The sequence below is a fragment of the Kitasatospora cineracea genome, assembly GCF_003751605.1.
GTDB classification, from domain to species: domain Bacteria; phylum Actinomycetota; class Actinomycetes; order Streptomycetales; family Streptomycetaceae; genus Kitasatospora; species Kitasatospora cineracea.
Genome location: NZ_RJVJ01000002.1, coordinates 1,263,708 through 1,276,265 on the forward strand (window position 1 = coordinate 1,263,708; position 12,558 = coordinate 1,276,265).

Sequence of the window (12,558 nt, forward strand, 5' to 3'; positions counted from 1 at the left end):
CCGGAGGAGTTGAACGTGGACGAGGAGACGATCGCCCTTCCGGTGACCGCCGCGACCTGTCTGGAGGACCGGGCGCAGCTGGAGCGGACGGCGGAGCTGGAGCTGGCACCGGGCGTGCACCGGCTGCGGCTGGGCCCGGTGACGGCGCTGGCGGCGGACCGCTCGCTGCACGCCCGGCTGCTGGACCGGGACGGCGCGCCGACCGGCGCGGCCAAGGTGCTGGACGTGCGGCTGGTGCGGTCCTGGCAGCCGCCGGTGCCGCTGCCGCCGGGGCCGGACGACTCGGCGCTGCGCCGCCGGGTGCACGACCTGGAGCGCGAGCACCTGGCCGAGTCGCGCCGCCAGGAGCGGCTGCAGGCCCGGCTGGCGCTGCTCGGGCAGCTGGCCGCGGACCTGCTGCGGGAGATCGGCGAGGGCGCGGGCCACGGCGAGCTGGAGCAGGCCCGCTGGTCGCGCGAGCTGGACCGGGTGGACGCCGAGCGGGAGTCGTACGGCGAGCGGCTGCGCGGCTCGCGGCTGCGCTCGGTGGAGCTGGCCGCGGAGCTGGCCCGGGCCGAGGAGGCGCTGGACCTGGCGGAGCGGGAGCCGGCCGAGCTGCTGGCGTTCGTGGAGCTGTCGGTGGAGTGCACCGAGCCGGGCCGGTTCCTGGCCCGGGTGGGGCACCTGACGGCGTGTGCGCTGTGGCGTCCGGCGTACCGGGCCGAGCTGGTGGGCGGCACGCTGCGGCTGGAGAGCGACGCGGTGGTGTGGCAGCGCACCGGCGAGGACTGGTCCGACGTGCGGCTGACGCTGTCGACGGCGCGTTCAGCGTCGGCGGGCGAGCCGCCGGCGCTGGTCGAGGACCGGCTGGTGCTGCGGGAGCGCTCGGCGCAGGAGAAGAAGACCGTCGAGGTGGAGCTGCGCGAGCAGGCGGTCTCCGACGCGGGCCCGCTGGAGCCGGGCCTGCCGGGCCTGGACGACGGCGGCGAGGTGCGGGTGCTGCGGGTGGACGGCCCGGTGTCGGTGCCCTCGGACGGGCGGGCGCACCGGGTGCCGGTGAGCGTGTTCGAGGCGGCGGCGCGCAGCGAGTTCGCGGCGGCGCCGGAGCTGTCGGAGGCGGTCACCGAGGTGGTGTCGTTCCGCAACGCGGCGGGGCACCCGCTGCTGGCCGGCCCGGTGGACCTGGTGCGCGGCTCGGGCTACACCGGCCGGGGCGCCCTGGAGTTCACCGCGCCGGGCGCGCCGGTGCGCCTGGCGTTCGGCTCCTCGGACGGGCTGCGGGTGGTCCGGGAGGCCGACGAGCGCCGGGAGGGCGCCGGCCTGGGCGGCCAGCGCACCCTGGTGACCCGCACCGTGCGCCTGCACCTGTCGCGCTTCTCCGGCCCGGACGAGCACACCGAGCGGGTGGTGGTGCTGCGCGAGCGGATCCCGGTCTCCGAGGTGTCCGCGGTGCAGGTGCGGCTGCGCAAGGAGCACTGCTCGCCGCCGCCGGACGAGCTGGACGCCGAGGGCATCGCCCGCTGGGAGGTCCCGCTGCCGCCGGGCGGGCGGCGCACGGTGACGCTGGTGTACGAGATCGCGGCGACGGCGAAGGTGGCGGGCCTGTGAGCCGCGCCCTTGGCCCGGCGGCCCGGCCCGGAAGGGGTAGAAAAGACCCATGATCTACCACCTCGCCCCGCTGGACGACTGGCTGCGCGACCCGGGCCGGCCGTACACCGCCGCGTCGCTGCTGACCGAGGGCTTCCTGCACTGCTCGCCGGACGAGCCCACCGCGCTGGCGGTGGCCAACGCGTTCTTCCGGGACGCCCCGGAGCCGCTGATGGCGCTGCTGATCGAGGAGAAGCTGGTCGAGCCGATGGTGAAGTGGGAGGCGGCGGCCGGCGGGCCGCCGCCGGGCGCCGCCGAGGGGGTGCTGTTCCCGCACATCTACGGCCGGCTGAACCGGACGGCCGTGCTCGGCCTGGAGAAGCTGGAGCGCGGCCAGGACGGCCGCTGGGCGGCCCTGCGGCCCTGGAGCTGACCCGCCCCGGCCCCGGGGGCCCGGCCGGGCGGACGACGGCCCGTCAGGGCCGGTCCGTCAGAGCCAGCCGCGCTCCCGGGCCGCCATGCCCGCCTGGAAGCGGGTGGTGGCGCCGAGTTCCCGCATCAGGCCCTGCAGGCGGCGCTGCGTGGTGCGGGCGCTCCAGCCCAGCGAGCGGGCGATCGACTCGTCGGTGAGGCCGGCCGCCAGCAGGCCCAGCAGCTTGAGGTGGTCGGCCTCCGGCCCGGGCCCCTCGCCGTCGCCGAGCACGGTCTGCAGCGGCACGGCCCGCTCCCACTCGGCCTCGAACAGCGCGTCCAGGGCCTGCAGCAGGGCGGACGGGTGGATGACGTACGCGGCGTCCAGCACGCTGTCGCCGACGCTGATCGGGATGATCGCCATCTTGTCGTCGGCCATCATCATCTTCATCGGCAGCACCGGCCGGACCCGGGCCTCCTCGCCGTCCTCGACGCCGGTGAGGATCTCCTGCTCCAGCCGCCCGGGCCAGGCGATCGCCTCCTTGTCGAAGACGGTGCGGATCCGCACCCCGGACTTGAGCTTGGCCCGCTGCCGGGGCTGCTCGACCGTCGGGTCCTGCACGTACGGCGGGCAGTCGAAGCCGCGGATCTGGTACTGGCTGGACTCGATCAGGTGCTCCAGGCGCTGGGCGATCGCCTCGCCGCCGGTGAGCACCTCCACCGAGTGCGCCGGGTCGGTGTACCGGGAGGCTTCGCGGAAGGCGTCCATCAGCCGGTGCATCTCGGCGCGGGCGGAGCGCAGTTCGGCCTCGCGGTGGCCGATCAGGGTGCCGATGGCGACGTCGGGGGCGACCGACAGGTAGCGCTCCCGGTCGACCGGGGCGCGGGTGGCCATGCCCTGCTCGGCGAGCCGGTCCAGGGCGGCCCGGCACTGCTCCAGGGTCAGGCCGCAGTGCTCCGCCAACTCCTCGGCGGTGGACTGCGGCGCGACGACCAGCGCGGCGTACACCTGGCCGTCGGGCCGGCCGAGGCCCAGCACGGTGAATGCGTCCAGCATGGTGGTGGTTCCTTCCCCCGCCGCCCAGTGGCCTGACGCGGTGGCGCACTTCCGCCACGCGCCGGGGCGAACTTCGGTGGCAATCTTCTGCCACCGGGCGGAACGATAGCAAGGCCGTGCGGTGCGCCTCACATGTCAAGGCGCGTCAAGGCCCGGTAAAGCCCGCCCTCCGCCCGGCCGTCCGGGCACGCGTCGGAGCCCGTCCCCGGCGGTGCGGCGGACGGGCTCCGGTGGGCGGCTGCTACAGGCCGACCTCGTGCATCAGGGTGCCGACCTCGGGGTTGGTCAGGCGGCGCAGCCAGCCGGACTTCTGGTCGCCCAGCGAGATCGGGCCGAACGCGGTGCGCACCAGCCTCTCCACCGGGAAGCCGACCTCGGCCAGCAGGCGGCGCACGATGTGCTTGCGGCCCTCGTGCAGGGTCACCTCGACCAGGTAGTTCTTGCCGAGGTTGGAGATCACCTTGAAGCTGTCGGCGCGGGCCCAGCCGTCCTCCAGCTCGACGCCCTTGGCGAGGGTCTTGCCGAGGTCGCGCGGCAGCGGGCCCTGGATCGCGGCCAGGTAGGTCTTGGTGACGCCGTACTTGGGGTGGGTGAGGCGGTGGGCCAGCTCGCCGTGGTTGGTGAGCAGGATCAGGCCCTCGGTCTCGGTGTCCAGGCGGCCGACGTGGAACAGCCGGGTCTCCCGGTTGGTCACGTAGTCGCCCAGGCACTGCCGGCCCTCGGGGTCCTCCATCGTGGAGACCACGCCGGCCGGCTTGTTGAGCGCGAAGAACAGGTAGGACTGGGTGGCGACGGTCAGGCCGTCCACCTTGATCTCGTCCTTCATCGGGTCGACCCGACGGCCCTGCTCCAGCACGGTCTCGCCGTTGACGTCGACCCGGCCCTGCGCGATCAGCTCCTCGCAGGCCCGGCGGCTGCCCATGCCGGCCCGCGCCAGCACCTTCTGCAGGCGCTCGCCGTCCTCGCCGACCTCCTTGCCGGGGCCCTCGTGCCGGGCCAGCACCCGGTCCTCGATCCGGCCCTGCAGCTCCCGGGAGCGCTGCGGCTGACGCCGCGGGTCGCCGGGCGCGCCCTGCCCCTCCCGCCGCGGCCGGGGCGCCGCCCCGGGCTTGCGGGAGTCGTACGCGCCGCGCCCGGGCGTCGCGTTCGGCCCGCCGCCGTACTCGGGCCGGTCGTACCTGCGCTCCTCCGGACGCGGCTGCCGCCGCTCCTCGCGCCGCTCGCCACCGCGCCCGTACGAGCCCGCGCCCGAGCCGGAGCCCGACCCGCCGCGGCCCTGGCCGCCGCCGTACGAGCCGCTGCCGCCGCCGTACGAGCCCGAGCCGCCGCGCGAGGACTGCCCGCCGCGGCCACCGCCGCTGCCGCCGCCGTAGGACGACGATCCGCCCCGGCCCCCGCCCTGCTGGCCGCCTCGGCCGCCGCCCTGCCCGCCCCGGCCCTGGCCGCCGCTGTTCCTGCCGTTGCCACCGTTGCCACTGCTACGCATCAAAATGTCCGTACGTCGATATCCGTCTGGTCGGCCTGGTTCGGCCTCGGCCCTTCCTGTGCGGCGGCGACCGCCTGCGCGATCATCGTGCCCTCCAGGGACTCCGCTTCCACGTCGTCGACCTCGGGCAGGAAGGGCGCGAGCTCCGGCAGCTCGTCCAGGCCGCGCAGCCCCATCCGTTCCAGGAAGTAGTTCGTCGTCCGATACAGGATCGCTCCGGTCTCGGGCTCGGTGCCGGCTTCTTCGACCAGTCCTCGCTGTACCAGGGTACGCATCACGCCGTCGCAGTTCACACCACGGACCGCGGAAACCCTCCCGCGCGACACCGGCTGCCGGTACGCGACCACCGCCAGCGTCTCCAGCGCGGCCTGGGTGAGCCGGGCCTGCTGCCCGTCCAGCACGAACCGCTCGACCGCCCCGGCGCACTCCGCGCGGCTGTAGAACCGCCACCCGCCGGCCACCTGCCGGAGCTCGAAACCGCGCCCCTGCGCCGTGTACTCGGCCGCCAACTCCCGCAGCACCGCGGCCACTTGATCCCGCGGCGCGTCCAGCACCCCGGCCAGCCTGCCCTCCGCGACCGGCTCGTCGGCGACCATCAGCACCGCCTCCAGCCCCGCCCGCAGCGGCACCCCGCCGGACTCCGGCTCCGGCACGTCCGGCAGCGCCAGGACGCGCTCCACCGGCTCGACGCGCACCCCGTCCGGGTACGCCGACTCCTGCCACTCCCCGGGCCGGGGCGCACCCGGCAGCCCCAGGGACCGGCGCGCGGGCCGCTCCGTCATGCCGTACCGCCTTCCTCGCCGCCGCCCGCCGGGCGGTCGAACTCGTCGGTCACCTCGACCCGCTGCCCGGAGGCGGCCACCCAGCGCACCACCAGCTCCTCCAGGGCCCGCGGCTGCTCGAAGTCCACCGCCCGCTCCCGGTACAGCTCCAGCAGCGCCAGGAACCGGGCCACCACCACCAGCGTGCTCTCCGCGTCCGCCGCCAACCGCCCGAAGGTCGCCTCGCCGAGCTCGCCCAGCCGCCGCGCCACCAGCGCGGCCTGCTCGCGCACGCTCACCGGCGGCACGTGGATGTGGTCCACGTACACGGCCGGCCGCGGCTTGGGCGCGAACGCCTTCGCGGCCAGCTGCGCGAACCGCTCCGGGCCGACCGCCAGCACCACCTCGGGCAGCAGCTGCGCGTACCGGGGCTCCAGCGCGACCGTCCGCGCCCGGCGCAGCGCCTCGCCGTCCCAGCGCTCGGCGAACAGCGCCGCGACCCTCTTGTACGCCCGGTACTGCAGCAGCCGCGCGAACAGCAGGTCGCGCGCCTCCAGCAGCGCCAGGTCCTCCTCGTCCTCGACCTCGGCGACCGGCAGCAGCCGGGCCGCCTTCAGGTCCAGCAGGGTCGCCGCGACCACCAGGAACTCGGTCGCCGCGTCCAGGTCCCACTCCGGCCCCATCGCCCTGATGTGCGCGACGAACTCGTCGGTGACCTTCGACAGCGCCACCTCGGTGACGTCCAGCTTGTGCTTGGCGATCAGTCCGAGCAGCAGGTCGAACGGCCCCTCGAAGTTCTCCAACCGGACCTGGAACGCCATAACGCCACATTCTGGCAGAAGGACCGGCGCGCCCGGGGGTGCGAGGAACTGCGCGCCGACGGCCCGGCAGCCGTGTCCGGGTCGCGCCGCGACCCCCGGCCCCGCCGCGCCCGGCGCCTGCGCCTCGCGGCAGCCCTCAGCGCCCGCGCAGCCGCCGCACCAGGATCGACGCCTCGCCGCGCTGCTCCAGGTCCGCCAGGACCACCGCGACGGCCTCCCGGACGACCCGTCCGCGGTCCACCGCCAGGCCGTGCTCGCCGCGCAGCACCAGCCGGGCGTGCTCCAGGTCCATCAGTTCCTCGGCGGACACGTACACGGTGATCTTCTCGTCGTGCCGTTCCCGCCCGGAGGGCCGCCGGGCCCGTCCGCGTCCGCGCACCGTGGCCGGGGTCGTCCGCCGGGCCTCTGCGGGGTCCTCCGCGCGCCCCGCAGGGGCCGCCGGGGCGGCTTCCGGTCTGGCGGCCGGCACCTCGGGGGTGCGCGGCGCGGGAGCGGCGCCCTCGCCGCTCCCGGGGGGTTCCTGCCCCACCGGGGCGGTGCCGTTCGCGGGGGCGGTGCCGGAGCCGGAGCCGTTGCGCGCGAGCGAGGGCGACAGGGCCATTCCGCCGGTTGCCCGGAACAGTTCGTCGGCCCCCGGGAGGCTCACTCGGCGGGGCGGCACCGGTCGAGCACCTCCCTGGCGAGCTGGCGGTAGGCGGCCGCGCCGACCGAGTTGGTGGCGTAGGTGGTGATCGGCTCGCCCGCCACGGTGGTCTCCGGGAACCTGACGGTCCGTCCGATGACGGTGTGGAAGACGTGCTCGCCGAACGCCTCGACGACCCGGGCCAGCACCTCGCGCGAGTGCACGGTGCGCGAGTCGTACATGGTGGCCAGGATGCCGTCCAGCCGCAGGTCGGGGTTGAGCCGCTCGCAGACCTTCTCGATGGTCTCGGTGAGCAGCGCGACGCCGCGCAGCGCGAAGAACTCGCACTCCAGCGGGACGATCACGCTGTGCGCGGCGGTCAGCGCGTTGACCGTCAGCAGGCCCAGCGAGGGCTGGCAGTCGATGATCACGTAGTCGTAGTCGGGCAGCAGCGGCTTGAGCGCGCGGGCCAGCGCCGACTCCCGGGCGACCTCGCTGACCAGCTGCACCTCGGCGGCCGACAGGTCGATGTTGGACGGCAGCAGGTCCATGCCGGGGATGGCGGTCTTCAGCAGCACCTCGTCGGCCGTCAGGCCCCGCTCCATGAGCAGGTTGTAGACGGTGACGTCGAGCTCCATCGGGTTGACGCCGAGGCCGACCGAGAGCGCGCCCTGCGGGTCGAAGTCCACCAGCAGCACCCGGCGGCCGTACTCGGCGAGCGCCGCGCCCAGGTTGATGGTGGAGGTGGTCTTGCCGACGCCGCCCTTCTGGTTGCACATCGCGATGATCTGCGCGGGGCCGTGCTCGGCGAGCGGCGCGGGGATCGGGAAGTACGGCAGCGGGCGGCCGGTCGGGCCGACCCGCTCGCGGCGCTGGCGGGCCGCGTCGGGGGCCAGGGTGGCGGCGTACTCGGGGTCGGGCTCGTACTCGGCGTCCGGGTCGTCGTAGGGCCCGTAGCCGAGCTCGCTGTAGGCCAGGCCGTACGCCGCGAAGTCGGCGTCGTAGTCGGTGGCGGCCGTCGCCGCGCTCTGGCGGGCCTCGAAGGTGCGGACCGCGACCGAGCCGACCTCCTGCGCACCCACCGTGGCCTGCCGGGCTTCCTCGTTCGGCTGCCCGGCGGAGAGCTCCGCCAGTCCTGGCTGACCACCCCCGGGAGCAAATGTCGACTCATTCACAAGTCGTCTTACCTCCTTGGACGTCCAGGACTCTATGTCGATTCGTCAGCGTGGCAGCATGCCAACGGTTTGCGACTCTAGGCCGTTTCGGGCATTCGCAGCAACACAATCCACGGTAGTGGGCCGTGTGTGTCGGCCGTTCACCCACCCCGTGTCAAGACACGACCCTAACGTTTCCGCGCAGGTACCGGGCCGTGAGGGCCCGTCAGGTGTCCTTGTCGACAGAGCGGGTGACAAACCGCACCGCAATTGACCGCCGGTGGTCACCGCCGGTCCGTCCGCCGGCCCGCGCGGGCATGCCGAAGCCCCCGGCGCGAAGGGGTAGGACGGCCGGGGGCGACAGCGGGTGAGGGGGCGTCAGGCGAGCACGCTCTCCAGGGAGACCGACTCCAGGCCGAAGGCCTCGGCGACGGCCGGGAAGGTGATCTGGCCCTCGTGCACGTTCAGGCCCTTGGCGAGCGCGGCGTCCCGGCGCAGCGCCTCCTTCCAGCCGCGGTTGGCCAGCTCGACCACGTACGGCAGGGTCGCGTTGGTGAGCGCGTAGGTGGAGGTGTTGGGGACGGCGCCCGGCATGTTGGCCACGCAGTAGAAGACCGAGTTGTGGACCTGGAAGGTCGGCTCGGCGTGCGTGGTGGGGTGCGAGTCCTCGAAGCAGCCGCCCTGGTCGATGGCGATGTCCACGAGCACCGAGCCCGGCTTCATCTTGGCGACCAGCTCGTTGGTGACCAGCTTGGGGGCCTTGGCGCCCGGGATCAGCACCGCGCCGATCACCAGGTCGGCCTCGACGACGGCCTTCTCCAGCTCGAAGGAGTTGGAGACGATCGCCTTGACCTTGGTGCCGAAGACCTTGTCGGCCTCGCGCAGCTTGTTGATGTCGCGGTCCAGCAGGGTCACGTCGTAGCCCATGCCGATGGCGATGGTGGCCGCGTGCCAGCCGGAGACGCCGCCGCCGATGACGACCGCCTTGGCCGGGTGGGTGCCGGGCACGCCGCCGGGCAGCACGCCGCGGCCGCCGGCCGGGCGCATCAGGTGGTAGGAGCCGACCTGCGGGGCCAGCCGGCCCGCGACCTCGGACATCGGGGCGAGCAGCGGCAGCGCACCGTTGGGCAGCTGCACCGTCTCGTAGGCGATCGCGGTGGTGCCGGAGGCGACCAGCGCGTCGGTGCCGGCCCGGTCGGCCGCCAGGTGCAGGTAGGTGAAGAGGGTCTGGCCCTTGCGCAGCCGGTGGTACTCGGAGGCGATGGGCTCCTTCACCTTGAGGATCATGTCGGCCGCGGCCCACACCTCGTCGGCGGTGGGGAGGATGGTCGCACCGGCGGCCACGTACTCCTCGTTCGGGATCGAGGAGCCGACACCGGCGTTGTCCTCGATGACGACCTCGTGTCCGTTGCGGACCAGCTCATGCACACCGGCAGGCGTGATGGCCACGCGGTACTCGTGGTTCTTGACCTCGCGGGGGATGCCGACCTTCACGGCTAACACGTCCTCTTGCCATGGGGGATACCGGCCGGGGAAGACCGGCAGGCGACGCACAAGAAGGCACAACGGACAGGCCGGTGCATAGATCTATGCGCGACTGAGTTCGAGTGTAATGAAGCCCAGTCGGCGTGTCAGCCTTCCAAAGTGACTAAATCAGCCAGACACATTGGCAGGTTCGTAGGCTTGCACGTGCTCCAAGGCCACATTTCCGGGCGAACTCGGCACCTACGACATTACTCCGGAAGCGGACGCAGGCCCTCCCGGCCGAGGTGCCGCTGCAGCCGGGCGGCCAGCGCCGCGACCTCCTGCTCGCCCCGCCCGTCGCCGATCCGGCGCAGCACCGCGGCCGCCGACCGGTACTCGCGCAGCGCCTCCTCGAACCGCCGCAGCCCGGCGTGCGCCTCCGCCAGCCGCACCAGCAGCCGGGCCTCGGCCGGCCGGTCGCCCAGCGCCTGCCGCAGCACCAGCGCCCGCCCGTACGCGTCGGCGGCGCGCAGCGGGTCGCCGAGCGCCCGGTGGCCGTGGCCCACGCCCTCCAGCGCGCGGGCGCAGCCCGCCTCGTCGCCCGCCCCCCGGGCCAGCTCGACGGCCCGGCGGTAGCGCTCGCCCGCCTGCTCCCAGCGCCCGGCGGCGGCCTGCAGGTCGCCCAGGTTCAGCAGCGCGGCGGCGGCCCGGCGCGGCGCGCCCTGCCGCTCGGCCACCCTCAGCACCGACTCGTGCAGGGCGTGCAGGTCCGCGGGGGCCGCCTCGCCGGTCAGCGGCAGGGCGCGCAGCAGCGCGGTCACCAGGCGGCCCGCCGAACCGTCCAGGTCGCCCTGGCCCACCGCGTCGGCGACCGCGGCCAGCAGCAGCTCGCGCTCCCCCAGCAGCCAGCCCTCGGCGTGCGCGGCGGTGCGCAGCCGCAGCGGCCCCGGCAGCGGGTCCGGATTGGGGCCCGCCGCCGGGTCCAGCAGCAGCCGCGCCGAGTCCACCAGCCGCACCAGCCGCTCCAGCAGCCGGGCCCGGGCCAGCTCCACCTCGGACGGGCGGTCCACCTCCCCGCGCAGCTCCACCAGCCGCCCGTGCAGCCGGCCCGGCACCCGGTAGCGCTCGGTGCCGTCCGCCGCGTCCGGCTCCCGCTCCAGCAGCTCCAGCTCGGCCAGCGCCGCCAGCCCCGCCCCCGCCTCCGGCGCCGGACACCCCGCCAGCGCGGACGCCGTGCGCAGGTCGACCAGCTGGCCGGGCGCCAGCGTGCACAGCCGCAGCAGCCGGGACCGGGCCGCGGGCAGCCGCCGGTACGCCAGCTCGAACGCCCCGCGCAGCGGGTCGCCCTCCACCACCGGCACCGTCTCCCGCTCCGGATCGGCCGGCCGCACCGGCCCCTCCACCACCACCGGCACGGGCGCCGGCACGGGCCGCAGCCGGGCCGCGGCGTCGGTGACCGCCAGCCGGGGCTCGGTGCGCAGCCACCCCGCCGCCAGGCGCAGCGCGGCCGGCCGGTTCGCGCACGCCTCGGCCAGGTCCGCGGCGCCCACCGGGTCGCAGGAGACCCTGGTCCCGCCGACCAGTTCGCCCAGCAGGTCCACCGCGGCCCGGTGGTCCAGCCCGCCGAGGATCACCGGATCGATCCCCTCGATGCCCATCAGCGGCCCCGAGGTGGTCGCCAGCAGCAGCGAGTCGGTCTTCTCCGCCAGCAGCGGCCACACCTGCCCGGCGTCCCGCACGTCGTCCAGCAGCACCAGCGCCTTGCGCTGCCCCAGCGCCTCCCGCAGCGCCTCGCAGGCCGGGTCCTCCTCCGCCGCCCCCGGCAGCAGCGCCGCCCCCGGCCGCTCCCCCAGCTGGTCCAGCAGCACCCGGGCCGCCCGCCCGGCCCCCACCCGCCCCCCGTCCGGCGCGGACAGCCGCGCGTACAGCAGCCCGTCCGGGTAGTCCCCCGCCACCGACCTGGCCCACCGCACCGCGAGCGCGCTGCGCCCCGAACCCGGCCGCCCCGCCAGCACCAGCAGCCGCCCCCGCCCCTCGGCGGGCCGCCCCGCCGCGACCGTCAACGCCGCCAGCTCCGCCCCCGCCCGGCGAACGGCCGGGCACCCGCGGGCAACACGTCGAAGATCCCGGCCGCCTCGGCCACCGCCGCCGTCTTCCTCGCCACCCGCGCCACTCCCGACCCGTCGCCCAGCGCCCCGAGCCCGCCCACCGAGCCCTGTCCGCGAAGCGTAGTTCGCCCACCCCGCCCCGCCGAGACACCTTGGTATGACCAACGGCCGAATCACCTTGCTGGCGCAAGGGGAACGCACCGACAGGGGCGCACTAATGCAGGCCCGCCGATGCGAAAGCAGGGGCGCGGGGAACTGCGCGGCCGACCGAGCACGCACAGCCGGATCGCCCCGCAGGACAGTGTGTTGCACTGTCCCGCGACCGCACCGACGTGCGACTCCGCCGCGCGCAGTTCCCCGCGCCCCTGCTTTCGCTCCGCTGTCGCCCCCGCCCGCCCCCGCGTCAGTACGGCCGGGCCGGCCACTCCGCGTCCGCGGGCCTGAGCGCGTCGAGGTCGCCGCCGGTCGCGGTGAGGGCCAGGACGCCGGTGACCAGGGTCGGGTTGTGGAGTTCGCCGGCCAGGACCAGCCGGACCAGGTCCTCGCGCGGGACCCGGGCCGTCTCGATCTCCAGTTCCTCGCCGTGCGCCGCGTAGCGCTCGCCGTCCGCCTCCGACAGGTCCGTCGCCAGGAAGATCCGCACGGCCTCGTCGCTGCCGCCGGGCGAGGTGAAGAAGTCGACCAGGACGCGCCACTGCCCGGCCTTGCAGTGGGCCTCCTCGAAGAGCTCCCGCTGCGCCGCGTGCAGCGGGTTCTCGCCGGGCACGTCGAGCAGCCCCGCCGGGAGTTCCCAGAGCCGGTGCCGGACGGGGTGCCGGTACTGGCGCAGGGTCAGCACCCGGCCCTGTTCGTCGAGGGCGAGCACCGCGACCGATCCGGGGTGCAGTTGGTAGTCGCGCTGCGCCCAGACGCCGTCGGGCATCCGCACCTGTTCGCTGCGCACGCCCGTCACCTTGCCGCGGAAGGGCGTGCGCCCGTCCCGGACGTCCCACTCCTCGGCCACGTCGTGAATCCCGGCCACCGGGCACCACCCCTTCTCGTCAGATAGACACAATCTACCGGACGCCGCCCCCGCGACACGCCGAAGCGCCCGCCGGGAGGATCCCGA

General features: G+C 75.1%; 11 protein-coding genes. 2 read left to right on the top strand and 9 right to left on the bottom strand.

The window, feature by feature from the left end; translation table 11 throughout:
• Positions 1-9: 9 nt before the first annotated feature.
• The gene (locus EDD39_RS31850) at positions 10-1,587 is read left to right on the top strand and encodes a DUF4139 domain-containing protein (protein WP_123563463.1); all 1,578 of its coding nucleotides are present in this window, start codon (positions 10-12) and stop codon (positions 1,585-1,587) included.
• A gap of 49 nt (positions 1,588-1,636) precedes the next feature.
• Positions 1,637-1,999 carry a DUF952 domain-containing protein gene (locus EDD39_RS31855; protein WP_123562687.1) on the top strand — a complete coding sequence of 121 codons (363 nt, stop codon included), beginning with the start codon at positions 1,637-1,639 and terminating at the stop codon, positions 1,997-1,999.
• 57 nt (positions 2,000-2,056) lie between these two features.
• Here EDD39_RS31855 and EDD39_RS31860 read toward each other — a convergent pair whose 3' ends face one another.
• From EDD39_RS31860 to EDD39_RS31900, 9 genes are all read right to left on the bottom strand, one after another.
• On the bottom strand, positions 2,057-3,034 hold the full coding sequence (locus tag EDD39_RS31860; RefSeq protein ID WP_030461782.1) for a helix-turn-helix domain-containing protein: 978 nt from the start codon (positions 3,032-3,034) through the stop codon (positions 2,057-2,059).
• Between the two features lie 241 nt (positions 3,035-3,275).
• Entirely contained in the window at positions 3,276-4,520 is a 1,245-nt protein-coding gene (locus EDD39_RS31865) for a pseudouridine synthase (protein ID WP_123562689.1), read from the bottom strand.
• Positions 4,520-5,116: an SMC-Scp complex subunit ScpB gene (scpB, locus tag EDD39_RS31870; RefSeq protein WP_244257444.1), complete on the bottom strand. Its 597-nt coding sequence runs from the start codon at positions 5,114-5,116 to the stop codon at positions 4,520-4,522. The genes EDD39_RS31865 and scpB overlap by 1 nt, the downstream gene beginning before the upstream one ends.
• Positions 5,117-5,298: 182 nt before the next feature.
• Positions 5,299-6,102 (bottom strand): segregation and condensation protein A, encoded by an 804-nt coding sequence (locus EDD39_RS31875; RefSeq protein ID WP_123562693.1) that lies wholly within the window; start codon positions 6,100-6,102, stop codon positions 5,299-5,301.
• A gap of 136 nt (positions 6,103-6,238) precedes the next feature.
• Positions 6,239-6,703 carry a hypothetical protein gene (locus EDD39_RS31880; RefSeq protein ID WP_208765695.1) on the bottom strand — a complete coding sequence of 155 codons (465 nt, stop codon included), beginning with the start codon at positions 6,701-6,703 and terminating at the stop codon, positions 6,239-6,241.
• A gap of 41 nt (positions 6,704-6,744) precedes the next feature.
• Complete coding sequence (locus EDD39_RS31885; RefSeq protein WP_030461777.1) at positions 6,745-7,806, bottom strand: ParA family protein; 1,062 nt, start codon at positions 7,804-7,806, stop codon at positions 6,745-6,747.
• Between the two features lie 450 nt (positions 7,807-8,256).
• Positions 8,257-9,372, bottom strand: coding sequence for an alanine dehydrogenase (ald, locus tag EDD39_RS31890; RefSeq protein WP_030461776.1), 1,116 nt, complete (start codon positions 9,370-9,372; stop codon positions 8,257-8,259).
• 239 nt (positions 9,373-9,611) lie between these two features.
• The gene (locus EDD39_RS31895) at positions 9,612-11,405 is read right to left on the bottom strand and encodes a tetratricopeptide repeat protein (protein ID WP_123562698.1); all 1,794 of its coding nucleotides are present in this window, start codon (positions 11,403-11,405) and stop codon (positions 9,612-9,614) included.
• A 448-nt stretch (positions 11,406-11,853) separates the two neighbouring features.
• Positions 11,854-12,471, bottom strand: coding sequence for an NUDIX domain-containing protein (locus EDD39_RS31900; protein ID WP_208765696.1), 618 nt, complete (start codon positions 12,469-12,471; stop codon positions 11,854-11,856).
• Between the last annotated feature and the right edge of the window lie 87 nt (positions 12,472-12,558).